Here is an 18,863-nt window from a genome sequence, read left to right on the forward strand (position 1 = left end):
CCGGTTTAGAATGTATGCACTCGGCGGCTGCATGGGTTAATAATCGGTTAATCGCTGCCCGGCACACTTGCTCGGATAGCTTCTTGCATTAAGGTTTTTTCATGCGTTGGTTATTCACCCTGATTTTTCTGCTGTTTGCCGGGCTGGTCCAAGCCGGCAACGATCCCTTTGCGGTCAAGAAAAACGAATTCCTGCCTGTCGGCCAGGCGTTCGCCTTCAGCTCCGAGAAGCTCGAATCCGGCCAGACCCGGCTGTACTGGCAGATTGCCGATAATTATTACCTGTATCAAAAACGCCTGAAGTTCGAAGGACTGGACCCGGCACAGCGTCCCGTACTGCCTCAAGCGCAGTCCCACAGCGACGAGTTCTTCGGCGAACAGCCGATTTATCGCAACGAACTGGAACTGCTGATTCCGGCCGGCGCCAGCGGTCAAGTCACCGTTGGCTGGCAAGGCTGTGCGGATGCCGGACTGTGTTATCCACCGCAAAGCCAGGTGCTCGATCTGGGAGGAGCAGCTGCCCAGCCGGTGGTTGGGCAGGCGCAAGACCAATCTCTGGCCAACCGCCTGAGTGAACACGCATTGGGCTGGAGCCTGCTGGTCTTCTTCGGCCTGGGCCTGTTGCTGGCCTTTACCCCTTGCACGCTGCCCATGCTGCCGATTCTCGCCGGCCTGGTGGTCGGCAGCGGCGCCAGCCCGCGACGCGGCTTTGCCCTGGCGGGCAGCTACGTGGTCAGCATGGCGCTGGTGTATGCCGCTCTCGGTGTGATCGCGGCCTTGCTGGGCGGCAACCTGCAGGCCTTTCTGCAACAACCCTGGTTGTTGGGCAGCTTCGCGGCGCTGTTCGTGGTCCTGGCGTTGCCAATGTTCGGTTTTTTCGAACTGCAACTGCCCGCGGCCCTGCGCGACCGCCTGGAGCGTGCCGGCCAAGGACGCCAGGGCGGTAGCCTGGTGGGCGCGGGAATCATCGGTGCGCTGTCCGGACTGCTGGTCGGACCGTGCATGACCGCACCGCTGGCCGGTGCCTTGTTGTATATCGCCCAGAGCGGCAACCTGCTGTTCGGCGGCCTGGTCCTGTTCAGCCTCGGCATCGGCATGGGCCTGCCGCTGTTGCTGTTGGTGACCGTGGGCAATCGCTTCCTGCCCAAGCCGGGAGCCTGGATGGATCGGGTCAAGGCGATATTCGGCTTCCTGTTCCTTGGCACCGCGATCCTGATGGTTCGCCCGGTGCTCGACGAGTCATTGTGGGTCGGCCTCTGGGGCGCGCTGGCGTTGATCGTCGCATGCTGTGCCTGGCGGCTGTCGCACCAACCAGGGCGTGCCGCCTTGATCGCCCGTTGTAGCTGCTTGCTGCTGGGTCTCTGGGGCACGCTGTTGGTGATCGGTGCCGCAGGCGGCGGCAGCGATCCATGGCGACCGTTACAGGTGTACACCGGTTCCACGGCAGGCGGCAGCACGGGAGCCAGCCATGACGCTTTTGTCACAGTCAACGACCCGGCAGCCCTGCAACGCGAACTGGACAGTGCCAAGGCCCAGGGCCAGTGGGTACTGGTGGACTATTACGCGGACTGGTGCGTGTCGTGCAAGATCATGGAGAAACAGGTATTCGCCAAGGCCGAAGTGATCGATGCCCTGCGCGATGTACGCCTAGTGCGCCTGGACGTGACCGCCGACACTGGCGCCAGCCGCGAACTGCTCGGTCGCTTTGAAGTGCCCGGTCCACCGACCCTGCTGTGGATAACCCCCGAAGGCGTCGAGCAGCGCTCCAGCCGCATCACCGGTGAAGTCGACGTCAGCGCGTTCCTGCAAAACTGGCACAACACACGAGACGCCCGCTAAATGCTTACCTTGACTCTCGGTACCTTCGCCCTCTCGATCAACCACCTGCTGTTGCTGCTGGCCCTCGCCCTGGCGACGCTGGTCGGCTGGCGGGTGGCCAGGCACGGCGGCGACAACCCGGAGTCAGTGCTGTTCGGTCTGTTCCTGCTAGCGATGCTGGTAGCCCGGGGCAGTTTCGTGATTGCCTATTGGAGCTACTTTCGCAACGACCCGCTGCAGATCCTCGACATCCGCGACGGCGGCTTCCTGCTCTGGCCCGGCCTGCTGGCGCTGCTGATCGGTGCCGTGGCCTGGGGCTGGCGGCGCCCGGCACTTCGCAAGCCGTTAGGCGTGGGCCTGGGCAGCGGGATCGCCTTCTGGCTGCTGGCGACCTTATCGACCACCCTCTACGAGCAAGGCTCGCGCCTGCCGGACATCACCCTGCTCAATGCCCAAGGGCAGACCGTACATTTGACCGACTACGCGGGTGGGCCGCTGGTGATCAATCTCTGGGCCACCTGGTGCCCGCCGTGCCGCCGGGAAATGCCGGTGCTGCAAAAGGCCCAACGGCAACGCCAGGACGTGACCTTTCTGTTCGTCAACCAGGCCGAAAGCATCCAAAGCGTGGCGACTTTTCTCATGACCCAAGGCCTGAATCTCGACAATATCCTGTTCGACGGCACCGGCCAACTGGCCCAGACCGTCGGGTCCATGGCCTTGCCCACTACGCTTTTTTACAACGCCAAAGGCCGTCTGCTCGGCAGTCACCTGGGCGAACTATCCGAGGCCAGCCTGGCCCGGGCCTTGGAAAACTTCGGCCCTGTCCCATCCAATACGGCCTCTCCGGCCCTAGCAAGGAAACCGCTATGTCCTTCTACCGCCGCCTGTTGAACCGGAGTCTGAGCACCGCCTTTGGCGCGTGGCTGTTGCAGGTGCCCGTGTCACAGGCAGAAGAGCTGCCTGCGCCGATCAAGAGTATCGAAGCCAAGGGCGCCAAGATCATTGGCAGCTTCGACGCCCCTGACGGCCTGCGTGGATATGCCGCGCAGTATCAGAACCGTGGCATGGCCCTGTATTTGACGCCCAATGGCAAGCATGTGATCGCCGGCAACCTGTATGACACCGAGGGTAAAGACCTGAGTCAAGCGCCGTTGCACAAGCTAGTCTATACGCCAATGGCCAAGCAGGTCTGGGGCCAGATGGAGAAGAGCAACTGGATCGAGGACGGCAAGCCGGATGCGCCGCGCATTGTCTATCTGTTCAGTGACCCGAATTGCCCGTACTGCAACATGTTCTGGGAGCAGGCAAGGCCGTGGGTCGATGCCGGCAAGGTGCAGTTGCGGCACATCATGGTCGGAATCATCCGCGAAGACAGCGCGGCCAAGGCCGCCGCCCTGTTTACCGCCAAGGACTCACAACTGGCCCTGCACGACCATGAAAAGGCCGGCAAGGGCAGTTCGCTCAAGCCGCTGGCGAGTATTCCGAAAGAAATCCAGGCCAAGCTCGATGCCAATATGGAGTTGATGGAAGAGCTGGAATTATCGGCCACGCCATCGATCTTCTACCTCGACGACAACGGCGACCTGCAACAGCAGCAGGGAGCACCGTCGGCTGACAAGCTGGTGCACATGCTCGGGCCTAAGTGACTGACGTGCAAGCAGGATGATCGCTCCCCTACTCAAGTGGGAGCCATCGAAAAAGTAGCCCGGCGCAGCTCGTCTCCCACACATTGCTTTGACATTGTCCGTCCGTTGCTGTCGGCAAAGCACAAACGACAGGCAACAGTGTACTCCCTAAGCTGGTGACTTCACTCAGTCACAACGCTTAAGGGCAGTCATGTCACTCAATATTTACCTGGCGCAGATACGCCATATCCCACGCTCCCGCGCCCCCTCGTTCGCTGACAATCTTGAGCCCATCTGGGCTGAGACCGGCCAGGTGCCCACCATGGAAGCCAATGGCCTTGTCACGGTAATCAGCCAGGGCTGTATCGACTACTGGCCGCTCAATAATCTGGAGAATCCCGGCGAGCTACAGGTGTTGGCATACGGTCCGACGCGCCAGCTACTGGGTCAGAAAGTGCTGAAACTGGGCGACCAGAGGCTGGTTTCGATCCACATCGAGCGTTCGGAATGGTTGGTATTCCTGGATGGACAACAGGGTCGCCACACCAGGACCCGCTCCATCCTGCACGAAGCCGCGCAAGATACTCACCAGTACTTCTGGATCATCAATAGCCACAGTGGCGCCGCCTTGACCTGGGACAGCGCCAGCCCAGCCGTTAGCCTGGAACCTCTGGCCGCCAGCAGCCAGCAGATTTGGGTCGTCGACAACATTGGCGCGATCTTTACCGGTCGAGAGAATCGACGCTTGTCGGCTGCGCAAAGCGCTTCCGGGACTTCGTCGATACGCCTGATGGAAAGTGACGAAGGGGGCAATGATCAGTGGAATATCGACCGTCAGGGCAGCATCCGCTCTTTCAGCAATGATCTGGCCTGGACGCAAACCGGCGAACGGGTCGTGGAACTCACCGAGTACGCAATGTCTCCGACAGAACGTCAACAGTGGTTTTTCAAACCTTACATGGTTTCGCCTTTCACCCGCGAGAATCAGCTTGCACAATTGTTACCCGAGCAGCACTTCTTCCTCAGTAGCAACAAGCACACGGGCTCCAGGTTGGTATTCAATGCCTCACAGGCGCAGTTGGTGTCGGTGGAGGATGCGCAGGAGCAAGACGGTGCCTGGCGCTACGAACAGGAAAAACTGATCGATGTCGCTACCGGACTGGCCTTGACCACGAAGTCCGACAGCATCGTCCTTGCCGCTCCCGATCCGGAGAACTCCCATCAGAACTGGTACATGAGCAGCGACGGCTACCTGATTCAGCCCTTGAGCGGAAAAGTGCTTGAGTTCGAAGACGGGCGAATCCAGTTGATGGACTATGACACGCTACGCGCCGAACGCCTGCACTGGCGGATACGTCATATCAGACAGCGCCGGGCCATTAACGCAGTGTTTCAGCGCCGGCAATTGGGCTACATCATCAAGTTGTCGGTCACCGTCACTGTCGCCAACGTATTCTGGGCCGGGACTTCGGACAAGATCATGATGACCCTGACCTCCCTCGACAAAGCCGTGCGCCTGTTCGATGCGCCCAGCGCGGGCGATTCGGTCACCATTGATATCGATATCCAGGCGATGTTCGGCAAGCCCAGAATCCCGATGCGCGATGTCCATACGATCCTGTTCTATCAGGAATCGAGAGCCGAATCGGGAGGCAACGACCAGTGGAAGCTGGAATCCATCGTATTGAAAGCCAACGACCGCTACCTGAACGACTCGCTGCGCAGCATCAATCGCTGGGTTTCGCCGCCCTACCGCTCCGCGCATATTTCCTGGGGAAGCACGATTTCCTGGTGCAACTGGCGAGACATTCGCTACAACCGGCACATAGACTTCAACGGTCAGACTTATCCAGTGACGCTGATGCCCTACATAGGTGACTTGAAAGCCTGGCGCAACTATGACCCGTCCAGCATTGACGGTGTCGGTCAGTTGATCGGCATGAACAATGGCCGATTGATCGGCGAAATCCTCAAAACCCGCGACTGTGAAGCACTCAAGCCCAACGACAGCAACAACAGTTACACCTGGGTATTCACACCGGAAGGCTCGATCATTTACCGACTCTGGAACCACGAGGACAGTGCCGACTATGTCCGCCACAGCCAACTGGGGAATGGCAGGCCGGTGATATGCGCGGGCGAATTCAGGATCGAGAGAAGAGCGGACGTTGACGGTGTGGTGGATGTTATCGCCATGGTCAACGACGCCTCGGGTCACTACAAACCCGATGGTGGCGCCTGCCTGGGCTCGGTGGAGGAGAAGTTCAAGGCATTGGGCATCCCCACCGACCACATAAAATGGTCCTATAAAGGTCAGTGACCAAGGCCATTCTAAAGGATCATTCCCGTGCTCCGGCGCGGGAACGATCATCGGTCGCCAACCGTTACAAACCTTCCAACTCCGCCATCAGGTCGCTCAGGCGGTCGACTTTCTCTTCGTTGATTGCATTGGCCGCCAGCCCATCGATATAACGGGCCAGGTCCTCCACGGTGCTGCATTCGAACATCGCCCGCAGCGGCACGTTGCGTTGCAGGGTTTTCTGTACCCGTGAAGCGATCTGCGTCGCCAGCAACGAATGCCCGCCCAGCTCAAAGAAGTTGTCCAGCACCCCGACCCGCTCGACCTTGAGCACCTCGGCCCAGATCGCGGCCAGGGTCCGCTCCAGTTCGTTGCGCGGCGCCAGGTAGTCCTGGCCGTGTAACTGGCCGATCTCCAGGTCCGGCAGCACCTTGCGGTCGAGCTTGCCGTTGGCATTGAGGGGCAGGCGCTCCAGCCACAGCCAGTGCAACGGCACCATGTACTCTGGCAGTTGCGCCCGCAGCCGTTGCTTGATCCGGTCCAGGCATTCGCGCGGATTCGGCGCCGTGTCGAGCGCCACCAGATACCCGACCAAATGCTTGCCGTTGATGCCGTCCTGGACGCCGACCGCCGCCTCGCGGACTTCCGGCTGCTCGTGCAGGCGGGCTTCGATTTCCCCCAGTTCGATCCGATAACCGCGAATCTTTACCTGATGGTCGATGCGCCCGATGTATTCCAGCACCCCGTCGCTGCGCCGACGCGCCAGGTCGCCGCTACGATACAGGCGCTCGCCCGCCGCGCCGAACGGGTTGGGCACGAACACCTGGGCGGTGCGCAGCGGATCGCCGACATAACCGCGCCCGACACCGGTGCCGGCCACGCACAGCTCTCCCACCGCGCCCAGCGGCACCAATTCATCGGCACCGTCGAGCAGGTACAGGCGGTTGTTGTCGGTCGGCGTACCGATTGGCAGGTAGCTGGCGCAGGTCGACGCCAGGTCGACGCGGAACAACGCCACATCGTCCGAGCACTCGGCCGGACCATAGGCGTTGACCAGCCCAATCTGCGGATAACGCAGTAACCACTGGTGCGCCAGTTCCGGCGGCATTGCCTCGCCGGTCGGCAGCAGCCAGCGCAGGCCGTCGAGGCTGACCCGCTCCTGGGCCAGCAGGCCCTGGATCAGCGATGGCACGCTTTCCAGCACGCTGATGCGCTGGCGCTGGACATGGGCCAACAAACCTTGCGGATCATGGGCGATGGCATTCGGCACGATATCCACCCGGCCACCGAACAAGGGCGCCGCGAGGAACTGCCAGACCGAAATATCGAAGCTCTGCGAGGCCGTCTGGGCAATCACGTCGGCTTCGCTCAGCGCCAGGTACGGCACCTTGCTCAGTTGGTTGTTGAGCATGCCGCGCTGCTCGACCATCACGCCCTTGGGCAATCCGGTGGAACCGGAGGTGTAGATCACGTAGGCGAGGTTGTCCGGCGCGCTGTACAGCCCCGGATTGGACAGCGGGTACGAGCCCTCCTGCACCGTCTCCCAGACCAGCAGTTGCGGGCGCTCGGCAGCGACGAACTGATCCAGCAAGGCGTGCGCCTGGTCGCGACAGGCGCGGGTGCAAACCAGTAATGGCGTGCGGCTGCGCTCAATGATCCGGCCCAGACGCTGGCTTGGCAAACCGGGGTCCAGTGGCAGGTAACCGGCGCCGGCCTTGAAGCTGCCGACCATCATCCCCAGCAGATCGAGGCTGCGCTCGGCCAGCAGGGCGACCGGCTGGTCGAAACCGACGCCAGCCGCGACCAGGGCATGGCCCAGGCGATTGCCAACCTGGTTCAACTGTTCATAGCTGTACTGCTGTTCCAGGCAGGTCGCGGCGATACGTTGCGGATGCGCGGCCACCCGTGCCTCGAACAACGCCACGTAACTCTGCTCCAGCGGATATTCATGGCTACTGCGGTTGCAGCCTTCGAGCAGGAAGTCGCGCTCGTCGGCCCCCAGTAGCGGTAGCTCGGCCATATCGCCATGGAAACCGTCCAGCAGCGCCAACAGCAGCCGTTTGAACTCACTGAGCAGGCGCTCGACGCTGCTCTCCTCAAAGTAACGCCGGTCATAGGACAGGTGCAGCCCCAGGTCATCGCCCGGATAGCAGACCACGGTCAGCGGGAAGTTGGTGTGGGTGCGACCTGAATCGGAGCTCGCGTTGAGGCTCTGCGCCCGGTCCAGCACCGCCACTTGCACCGGCGCGTTTTCGAACACGAACAGGCTGTCGAACAGCGGTTGGCCCTTGGGCAGCTCGCTGTTTTCCTGGATCGTCACCAGCGGCAGGTACTCGTACTCGCGCAGTTCCATATTGCGTTCCAGCAGGCCGCTGAGCCAGTTGCGCACACTGCAACCGGCGCCGTCTGGCGGCAATGTCACCCGCAAGGGGATGCTGTTGATGAACAACCCGACGGTGCGCTGCATCTGCGGCATCGCCACCGGACGACCGGCCACGGTAACGCCGAACACCACGTCGCGATCACCGCTGAAGCGGCGCAGCACCAACGCCCAGGCCGCCTGGGCGAAGGTGTTGACGGTCAACTGGTGTTGCTGCGCCAGCTCGCGCAGCCGCACACCGTCACGGGGGTCCAGGCGAGTGTAGCGGTCGCCCACGCGCATGCCGCCGCTTTCCCCGGCATGCTCACGCAACAATGGCCGGTCGCTCGGAATTGGGGTGGTGCGCTCGAAGCCTTGCAGGTTGTGCTGCCACCACTGCCGCGCCGCGACCAGGTCCTGGCGTTGCAGCCAGCCGATGTAGTCGCGGTAGCGCGGTGATGCGGCCAGTTGTGCTTGCCGGCCTTCGCCGAGGGCGGTGTAGATCTCGAAGAAGTCGTGCATCAACAACGAGCGGCACCAGGCATCGATGAGAATGTGATGGTTGCTCATCATGAACCAGTAGCGCGCCGCGCCGACCTTGATCAGGCGCAGATGGAACGGTGCCTCGCGCAGCAGATCGAAACCCGCCTCGCGCTCTGCCTGGAGCAGGCGTTGCAAACGTGGTTCCTGCCGGTCCTCGGGCTCGGCGCTCCAGTCCAGGTATTCGATGGGCGTACTGCCCGGTTTGTGGATGATTTGCAGCATGTCTTCGCCGACGTTCCAGCAAAACGACGCACGCAAGGCTTCATGGCGGGCAATCACCGCCTGCCAGGCCTGAGCGAAACGCCGTGGATCGAGTTCGCTGTTGATCCGGTAGCGGTCCTGCATGTAGTACAGCCCCGTGCCCGGCTCCAGCAGGGTGTGCAGCAACAGGCCTTCCTGCATCGGGGTCAGCGGATAGACATCCTCGATCTGGCTGGCCGCCACCGGCAGTGCGTCGAGTTGTGGCTGGGTCAGGCGCGCCAATGGAAAGTCCGAGGGCGTCAGGCCACCGGCGGCGTCGCCCAGACAGTGCTCGATCAGACTGCTCAGCTCGCCCAGGTAGGCGTCCGCGAGTTCGGCCACGGTGGTGCTGGCAAAACGTTCGCGGCTGAAGGTCCAGCGCAGCACCAGTTCACCGCCATAGACCTGGCTGTCGATACTCAACTCGTTGGGCAACGGCGCCTCGGCGTCATGCGTCTCGCCCGGCGACTCTTCCAACGGGTGCCAGAGGGCGTCGTCGCCAAAGCTCTGGTCGAACTGCCCCAGGTAATTGAAGGTGATCGGCGCCACCGGCAAGGCCGCCATCGCCGCGCGCAGCGACGGCTCGGCCAGGTAGCGCAGCACGCCGTAACCCAGGCCTTTGTGCGGCACGCCGCGCAGTTGTTCTTTAATGGCCTTGATCGAGTCGCCCTGCCCCGCGCCTGCCTCGATATTCAGCGGGGTCAAGCGCACCGGATAGGCGCTGGTGAACCAGCCGACGGTGCGGGTCAGGTCGATCTCGTCGAACAGGGTTTCGCGGCCATGGCCTTCCAGTTGCACCAGCGCCGATGGTTGCCCGGTCCAGCGGCAGACCACCCGCGCCAGGGCCGTCAGCAACAGGTCGTTGACCTGCGTGCGGTAGGCGCTCGGTGCCTGTTGCAGCAAGGCGCGGGTCCGTGCGGCATCGAGACGCACGCTCAGCGTTTCGGCATGACGCTGTTGGCGCCCGCCCTGCGGGCGTTCGCAGGGCAGTTCGAAGCGCGGCCCAGCTAATTGCGCCTGCCAGTCCGCCAATTCTTCGCGCAGCGACTCGCTGCCCGCATAGGCCTGTAGACGGTCGGCCCAGTCACGCAAGGCACTGGTTTTCGCCGGCAGTCGCAGCGATTGGCCGGCCAGCGACTGGCGGTAGGCGGTCTGTAGGTCGTCTAGCAGGATGCGCCAGGAAACCCCGTCCACCACCAGGTGATGAATCGCCAGCAACAGGCGTTGTTCGCCCTGCGGCCCATCCACCAGCAAGGCCCGCAGCAACGGCCCCTGTTGCAGGTCGAGGCTGCGTTGGGTCTCGCTGAACAGTGCAGTGCAGTGTGTCAGCGAGGCAACGCGCACCTGTTGCAGTAGCGGCGTCTCGTCCGGTGCGCGGTATTCGGCTCGCCAACTACCCGCCTCGCCAGTAAAGCTCTGGCGCAATGCATCGTGATGCTCCAGCAATGCCGCCAGCGCCTGATCCAGCGCGTGAGGCTCAAGAGCCGACACTGGTTCCAGCACCAACGCCTGGTTCCAATGCTGGCGCTGGGCAATCTCGCTGTCGAGAAACCAATGCTGGATCGGCGTCAGGCTCGAAACGCCACTGAGCAAGCCTTGCTCGGCGTTGATCCGCTCGCTGCGGGTGGCCACTGCCGCCAGGCTCTGCACGGTCTGGTGCCGGAACAGGTCGCGGGGGCTGAAGTGAATACCCTGCTGACGTGCCCGGCTGACCACCTGGATCGACAGGATCGAATCGCCGCCCAGCTCGAAAAAGTTATCGTCCCGCCCGACCTGGGCGACGCTCAGCACCTCGCGCCAAATCCCCGCCAGGCTTTGCTCCAGCGCGTTGCTCGGCGCCACATAGTGCTGGCGGTTCAACTGCAGGTCGGGTGCCGGCAAGGCACGCCAGTCGAGCTTGCCGTTGGCGGTCAGCGGCATGCGCTCCAGTAGAATCAGGTGAGTAGGCACCATATAGTCCGGCAACTGGCTTTTCAGGTGGGCCTTGAGTGCGTCACGCAGTGGCGCCTGTTGCTCCTCCTCCTGCGTCGCCACATCGCTGACCAGGTAAGCGGCCAGTTGCTTGCCGCCGGGGGCATCCAGTGCCAGCACCACCGCCTCGCGAATCGCCGGATGGTCCAGCAACCGGGTTTCAATTTCCCCCAGCTCAATCCGAAAACCACGGATCTTCACCTGATGGTCGATCCGTCCCAGGTATTCCACCCGGCCATCGGCACGCTGGCGCACCAGATCCCCGGTGCGGTACAGCCGTGCGCCAGCGGTGGCGAACGGATCGGCGATAAAACGCTCGGCGGTGATCCCCGGACGCTGGTGATAACCCTGGGCCAGCCCCGCCCCACCGACATACAGCTCACCAGGGGCGCCTTGGGGTACCAGCGCCAGATTGGCATCGAGGATATAGGCCACGCGGGCACCGATCAGCCTGCCGATCGGTACGCTGGCCGCGCCCTCCTCCAGCCGTTCAGGCGCCAGGCTGGCCAGCGGCATCACCACGGTTTCCGTCGGGCCGTAGGCGTTGAAGAACAGGCTCGGCTTGAATGCCGCACGAATCCGTTGCAGGTGCTCGCCGGTCAGGGCTTCGCCGCCGGTAATGCACATACGCACCGGCAAGGTCTGCGCCTGAGTCGCCAGCCACTGGGCCAATTGGCTGCCATAGCTGGGCGTAAAGCCGAGGATATTGACTCGTTCCTGGCGAATCAGTTGGCAGATGGCCTCGGCATCCCACTGTCCCTGGGCTCGCAATACTACTCGTGCGCCGCTCAGTAAAGGCACCAGCAGACGCTCGGTGGCGGCATCGAAGTTGATCGAGTAGAAATGCAGCTCACAATCATCGGGCCGCATGTCGAAGCGGCGGATCACCGCCTGGCAATGCATGGCGATTTCACCGTGGGATACCACCACGCCCTTGGGTTTGCCGGTGGAGCCGGAGGTATAAATCAGGTATGCCTGGTGCTGTGGCAAGCTGATAAACGGCGGCTCGTCGGACGGATAAACCGCCAGCGCCGGACCGTCCTGCTCCAGGCACCATTGCCCGACACCCGCTGGCAACGGGCCAAGCGCGGCGAGCAAAGCACTGTTGCTCAGCAGCAAACCGATGCCGCTGTCCTCGATCATGTACTTGAGGCGCTCCAGCGGGTATTCCGGGTCCAGCGGCACATAGGCGCCACCGGCTTTGAGAATCGCCAGCAGGCCGACGACCATCTCCAGCGAACGCTCCAGCGCCAGACCGACCCGCACCTGCGGCCCCACGCCCTGTTCGCGCAGGCGCCAGGCCAGGCGATTGGCCTGGGCATTGAGTTCGGCATAGCTCAGGGTCTGGCCGGCAAAGGTCAGTGCCGGCGCCTGTGGCCGAGCCTCGGCCTGTTGGCTGAACAGGCACTGGACGCACTGGTCGAGCCGGTGCTCGCCGTCTTCGCCCGCCAGGCTGGCGAACAGCGCCTGTTGCTCGTCGGCCTGCAACAGCGACAACTCGCTCAGGCGCTGTTGCGGATCGCTGATCAGTGCTTCAAGCAGGTTGCGCCAGTGCGCGGCCATGCGCGCGATGCGCGGTTCATCGAACAGGTCGGTGCTGTAGGTCAGGCAGCAACCCAGGCGATGATCAAGGTCGGTGACTTCCAGGTTGAGGTCGAACTTGGTCGCCCGGGCATCGTTGACCAGGTAGTCGACTTTCATCCCGCCGAGGCGGCGGCTTTGCTGGAACTCCCAGCGCTGGACATTGCACATCACCTGAAACAACGGATTATAGGCCGCGCTACGCGGCGGTTGCAGGGCCTCCACCAGATGATCGAACGGCAGGTCCTGATGGGACTGGCCTTCGATCACGGTGTGGCGTACCTGGTCGAGCAGCTCAGCAACGCGCATCTGCCCGTCGAGCTGACAGCGCACCACCTGGGTATTGAGGAAGGCACCGATCAGGCCTTCGCTTTCCGGGCGAATCCGGTTGGCCACCGGTGCGCCGATACGCAGGTCGGTCTGGCCACTGTAACGATAGAGCAGCACGGACAGCGCAGCCATCACGGTCATGAACAGGGTCAGGCCCTGTTGTGCGTTGAAGGCGTGCAACCGCGCAGCCAGCTCGTCACTGAGGTCGAAGCGGTACAACTCGCCGCGATGGCTTTGTACGGCGGGCCGTGGCCGGTCACCCGGTAGTTCGAGCAACGGATGTTCGTTGCCCAGTTGTGAACTCCAGTACGCCAACTGGCGCTGGCGCTCGCCAGATTCCAGCCATTGACGCTGCCAGACGCTGTAGTCAAGGTACTGCACCGGCAACGGCGGCAGTGGCGACTGGCGATCATCGATAAAGGCTTCGTAGAGCGCACTCAATTCACGGGCAAAGATATCCATCGCCCAACCTTCGGTGACGATGTGATGCAGGGTCAGGACAAAATAGTGCTCCTGCGCTCCGGCCTTGACCAGGCAGGCCCGTAGCAACGGTCCGGTCTCCAGGTCGAAGGGCCGATGCGCCTCGCGGTCGGCCAGTTGTTGCACACGCTGCTCGCACGTCTGGCGATCAAGGTCCGAGAAGTCTTTCCAGGCCAGGCGGATGCCGGTTTCGGTCGTCACCCGCTGATAGGCCACACCGTCAATGCTCGGGAAGCGGGTGCGTAGGGTTTCATGGCGCAGGATCAGGGCTTGCAGCGCGGCCTCGAAACAGGCGACATCGAGCACGCCGGTCAAACGCGCCATGCCGCCGACGTTATAGGCCGGGCTGTCCGGCTCCAGTTGCCAGAGGAACCACATGCGCTGCTGGGAATAGGACAATGCCACCGGCTGGCTGCGGTCGACAGTGCCGATTGTCGATTGCAGGTTACGCTGGCCGGACGCCTGGATCAGACGGACTCGCTCGGCAAACGCACCCAGCTCCGGCGTCTCGAACAACACCCGCAACGGCAGGTCGACATCGCAGGCCTGGCGGGTCCGGGAAATGATCTGGGTCGCCAGCAGCGAATGGCCGCCAAGGGCAAAGAAGTCATCGCCCAGCCCGACGCGCGCCAGGCCCAGCACTTCGCACCAGATCGCGGCGATTTGCCGCTCCAGCGCCGTGCGCGGCTCGATAGGCTCGCGTACCTGCCACTGCGGCTCGGGCAGAGCCTGGCGGTCCAGCTTGCCGCTGGGGCTCAGCGGCATTTGGTCCAGGCGCATCAGTTGCGCCGGCACCATATACTCCGGTAGCTGCGCCGCCAGGGCGGTCTTGAGCCGGAGAGCCTGGAGTTCGGCGGTTTCAGTCGCCTCGGGGCTGGTGTAGTAGCCGATCAACTGGCCGCCGGCGGCGGTCTCGCGCACCAACACCACGGCCTGAGCAACGCCGTCCTGAGCCAACAGACGTGCTTGGATTTCCTCGGGTTCGATCCGCAAGCCGCGCAGCTTGACCTGCTGATCCAAACGGCCAAGGTATTCCAGCACACCATCGGCGCCCCAGCGCACACGGTCGCCGGTACGATACAGGCGCTCGCCCGCCGTCCCCAGCGGGTCGGCGACAAAACGCTCGGCGGTCAGGGCGCTACGTCCCAGGTAGCCACGGGCCAGACCGTTGCCACCGATGCACAGCTCACCTGGCACCCCGCTGGGCAGCGGGTTCAGGTCGGCATCGAGCACCCGGCACAGCACGTTGCCCAAGGGCCGGCCAATCGGCGAACGCTCGCCGTCGGTCAATTGGCAGTGCCAGTGGGTGACGTTGATCGCGGTTTCGGTCGGGCCATAGCGGTTATGCAGCTGCACGTCCGGCAACTGCTCCAGCACCCGGTTGCGCAGCTCGGCGGGCAACGCTTCGCCACCGCTGAACAGCCGTCGCAGACTGGCGCACCGCGCCACCTGCGGTTCATTGATAAACAGTTGCAGCAGCGGCGGCACGAAGTGCAACGTGGTCACGCCGAACGCTTGCACCAATTGCGCAATGCGATAAGGATCGCGATGGTCGCCGGGGCCGGCGAGCAGTAACCGGCAGCCGGTGATCAGCGGCCAGAAACATTCCCAGACCGACACATCGAAACTCATCGGGGCCTTCTGCATCAGCACATCGCTGGCATCCAGGACGTAGGTCGCCTGCATCCATTGCAGCCGTTCGGCCAGAGCCGCATGGGTATTACCGACGCCCTTGGGCTGGCCGGTGGAGCCGGAGGTGTAGATCACATAGGCCAGGTTGTCGCCGTGCAGATGCAGGCCGGGTGCCTGGCTCGGCCAGTTGTCGAGCTTGAGCAGGTCCATCGCCACGGCACTGACGCTGGCTGTCACCGGCAGGTCGGCGAGCAGATGACTTTGGGTCAGCAGCAGTTCGGCGCCGCTGTCGGCGAGCATATAGGCCAGGCGTTCGCGCGGATAATCCGGATCGAGCGGCACATAGGCCCCTCCTGCCTTGATGATCGCCAGCAGGCCGATCAGCAACTGCGGTGAACGCTCCACGGCGATGGCCACCGGCACATCCGGACCGACACCCTTGTCCCGCAGGTAATGAGCCAAGCGGTTGGCCCGGGCATGCAGTTGGGCAAAGTCGAGGCTACCGCCCTCCCACACCAGCGCGACGCGCTCGGGGGTCAGCAGCGCTTGCCGGCTCAACAGCTCCGGTAACCACTGACGGGCTTCGGCACAGGGTGCCACGCTCCATTGGCGTTGCTGGGCCTGTTCGCTGGCCGTCAATAACGACAGCTCACCGACAGCCTGCTGTGGCCGGTTCGTGACTTGTTGCAGCAGGCTGACGAAATGCTCGGCCAGGCGCGCAATGGTCGCCTCCTCGAACAACTCGTCGGCATAGTCGAAAGCCAGGCTCAGGCGGCCATGGCGATCTTCCTCGCTGTGCAGTTGCAGATCGAACTTGGCCTCGCGGCTGTGCCAGGGCAACTCCTCGGCCAGCAGTCCCGGCAAGCGGCGCAAGGCATCAAGGTCACGCTGCTGGTGGTTGAACATGACCTGGAACAGCCCCTGCTCGCGGGCCTCGGGGAATGCTTCGAGCAGTTGTTCGAAGGGCAGGTCCTGGTTGGCCTGGGCCTCCAGGGTCGCCTGGCGGGTTTGCGCCAGCAGGTCGGCGAACGGCTGGCACGGGTCCAGCTCAACGCGCAGTACCAGGGTATTGATAAAGAAGCCGATCAGCCCCTGGGTTTCCAGGCGCGGGCGATTGGCACTGGGCACGCCGATACGAATGTCGCGCTGGCCGCTGTAGCGGTGCAGCAGACTCTGGAATGTCGCGAGCAACAGCATGAACGGCGTCGCCTCGTAGGCTCGGGCGGTCTGGCGCAGCGCCTCGCTGAGTGGGGCATCCAGGCGCAGGCTCAAGCGCGCCGCGCTACGGCGTTTGTATGCCGAACGCGGGTGGTCGGTGGCCAGGTTGAGCAGCGCTTGCCCGGCACCCAATTGCACTTGCCAGTACGCCAGTTGACGCTGGCTTTCGCCCTCGGCCAGCCATTGACGCTGCCAACTGCCGTAGTCAGCATACTGCAGCGGCAACGGCGTCAGTTCGGCGACCTGGCCTTGGGACGCCGCCGCGTACAGCCGGGAAAACTCGTCGAGCAGAATATTCAGCGACCAGCCATCGGCAATGATGTGGTGCATCGTCACCAGCAATTGGTGCTCCTGATCATCCAGGCGCATCAGGGTCACCCGCAACAGCGGCCCCTTTTCCAGGTCGAACGGGGTATGCGCTTCATTCTCGCGAATCTGCCGGGCGCGGGTTTCCCGCTGATCCGCCGGCAGATCGCCGAGGTCGATCAGCCGCAGTTCGAACGCGGCATCGGCGTCGACCCGTTGCAGGGCCTGGCCATCGCGCTCGTAGAAACGCGTGCGCAGGGATTCGTGGCGGTCGATCAACTGTTGGAAGCTGCGGCGAAGCGCCGCCTGGTCCAGTTCGCCGCGCAGGCGCAAGGCGCCGGGAATGGTATAGGCGCTGCTGTGAGGATCCAGTTGCCAGAGCAACCACGAGCGGTTCTGGGCCAGGGACTGCGGCAAATCCTCGTGGCGCGACAAGCGCGCAATAGCGCCCTGGGCCACCCCGCCGTCCTGTTGCTGGCATGCCACTTGGGCGGCGAATGCGGCGAGGGTCGGGGCCTCGAACAACAATCGCAGGCTCAATTCAATACCCAGTTCTTCACGCAACCGGGCCACCACCTGGGTCGCCAGGATCGAGTTGCCGCCGAGCAGGAAGAAATGGTCGTCGCCGCCGATCCGCTGCAGTTGCAGTTGTTCGCACCAGATCCGCCCGATTATTTCCTGCAGATCATCAGCCAGCGTATCGGTCGCCTCGCCTTGCGCAGCCGCTTGATCGGGGAACAACGCATAGCTGTCGAGGCCGCCGTCGGCCAGTTGGCTGCGGCAGGCCGAACGTTGCAATTTGCCGCTGGAGGTCTTTGGCAAGGCGCCCGGATTAAGCAGCACCACCACGCTGGGCGGCTCCTGGTAAGCCTCGGCCACGGCCTGACGGATAGCCTTGATCAATGCTTCAGGGGGCAAAATCTTCTGCACGCCGCGACTGATTTCCGCGGCGATGCCGATGCCTTCCTGGCCATCGCGAGTGACGGCGAAAGCAGCGACGCGACCCTGGCGCACCACTTCCACTGCGCGCTCGACGGTCTGCTCGATGTCCTGGGGATAGAGGTTGTGCCCGCGCACGATCAACAGGTCTTTCAGGCGCCCGGTGATATACAGCTCACCGTCGCGCAGGAACCCCAGGTCGCCGGTGCGCAGCCACGTGTGGCCATCATGGTGGACAAAGGTCCGGGCCGACGCCTCGGGGTTGCGCCAGTAACCCTGGGCAATGCTCGGACCGGCGGCCCAGACTTCACCAATGCTGTTGTCGCCGAGTACCTGTAAGGTGTTCGGCTCGACTACCCGCACCGCATGCCCCGGCTGGCCGGTGCCGCAACTCATGATTGGGCTACCCTCGCCCGGTTCCGCACGGTTCTGGGCCAAGGCCAGGTCATTCAGACGCAATGCCGCAATCCCCCGGCCACGCTGACCGCCAGCAACAAACAGGGTGGCTTCCGCCAGGCCATAGGAGGCGAAATAGCTCTGCTCGCTGAAACCGCACGGGGCGAACTTCTCGGCGAAACGTTCCAGGGTGTCGAGACGGATCGGTTCGGAACCGGAATACGCCACGCGCCAGCCGCTCAGGTCGAGCCGCGCCAGGGCAGTCTCGCTGATCCGCTCACTGCACAGCCGATAGGCGAAGTCCGGCCCGCCGCTGATGGTCCCACCGTACTCACTGATCGCCTCCAGCCAGCGTAATGGCCGACTGAGAAAATAACCTGGAGACATCAGTACACAGGGCACGCCGCTGAAGATCGGTTGCAGCAGCCCGCCGATCAGGCCCATATCATGGTACAGCGGCAACCAGCTCACGATCACGTCGTCGGGATTGAGGTCGATGCCGAAACCGTGGCGGATCAGCAATTCGTTGGCCACCAGGTTGCCGTGGCTGATCTGCACGCCCTTGGGCAGCGCTGTAGAGCCGGAGGTGTATTGCAGGAAGGCGATGCCATCAGGCTGTATGTCGGCTGCCTCCCAGGCAGCGGCCAAATCACTGTCGAGGGTATCGACACAGAGCAGTTGTGGCGCATCGACAGCCGACAACTCGTCCATCTGCAACAACGACTCGCGCAGATCGGCACGGCTCAACAGCAGGCGCGGTTGGGCATCGGCGATGATCGACAGCAGGCGCTCCCGGTGATGACGACGGCTCGACTCCGGCGGATAGGCCGGCACCGCGATCACTCCGGCGTACAGGCAGCCGAAGAACGCCGCGACATAGTCCGGGCCGCTGGGAAACAGCAGCACCGCGCGATCGCCCAGCCGGGCATTAGCCTGCAACGCCGCCGCGATGGTGCGTGCCCGCAGATCCAGGTCGCGGTAACTGAGGACTGCGCCCTGCTCCTTGTCTTCGGCGAGAAAACGCAACGCCACTCGCTCCGGAGTCTGCAGCGCACGGCGTTGAAGGGCCTGGGCCAGGGTATGGGGGAGTTCGAACGCGTCCATCATGGGATTCCTGCCTGGAGTCG

General features: G+C 63.3%; 5 protein-coding genes. 4 read left to right on the forward strand and 1 reads right to left on the reverse strand.

Annotated features, from left to right (window positions below):
- The first annotated feature begins 101 nt into the window (after window positions 1–101).
- The 4 genes from dsbD (at window position 102) to BMX68_RS13640 (ending at window position 5,762) form a co-directional block, all read left to right on the forward strand.
- Window positions 102–1,838, forward strand: coding sequence for a protein-disulfide reductase DsbD (gene dsbD / locus BMX68_RS13625; RefSeq protein WP_017131838.1), 1,737 nt, complete (start codon window positions 102–104; stop codon window positions 1,836–1,838).
- The gene (locus BMX68_RS13630; RefSeq protein ID WP_017131837.1) at window positions 1,839–2,708 is read left to right on the forward strand and encodes a TlpA disulfide reductase family protein; all 870 of its coding nucleotides are present in this window, start codon (window positions 1,839–1,841) and stop codon (window positions 2,706–2,708) included. It begins immediately after the preceding gene.
- The gene (gene dsbG, locus BMX68_RS13635; RefSeq protein ID WP_017131836.1) at window positions 2,684–3,463 is read left to right on the forward strand and encodes a thiol:disulfide interchange protein DsbG; all 780 of its coding nucleotides are present in this window, start codon (window positions 2,684–2,686) and stop codon (window positions 3,461–3,463) included. The genes BMX68_RS13630 and dsbG overlap by 25 nt, the downstream gene beginning before the upstream one ends.
- Window positions 3,464–3,653: 190 nt before the next feature.
- Window positions 3,654–5,762, forward strand: a complete 2,109-nt coding sequence (locus BMX68_RS13640) for a hypothetical protein (RefSeq protein ID WP_017131835.1) — start codon at window positions 3,654–3,656, stop codon at window positions 5,760–5,762.
- Between the two features lie 64 nt (window positions 5,763–5,826).
- Here BMX68_RS13640 and BMX68_RS13645 read toward each other — a convergent pair whose 3' ends face one another.
- Entirely contained in the window at window positions 5,827–18,843 is a 13,017-nt protein-coding gene (locus tag BMX68_RS13645) for a non-ribosomal peptide synthetase (protein WP_026013163.1), read from the reverse strand.
- Between the last annotated feature and the right edge of the window lie 20 nt (window positions 18,844–18,863).

Origin of the sequence: Pseudomonas agarici, assembly GCF_900109755.1 — a bacterium.
GTDB lineage: Bacteria > Pseudomonadota > Gammaproteobacteria > Pseudomonadales > Pseudomonadaceae > Aquipseudomonas > Aquipseudomonas agarici.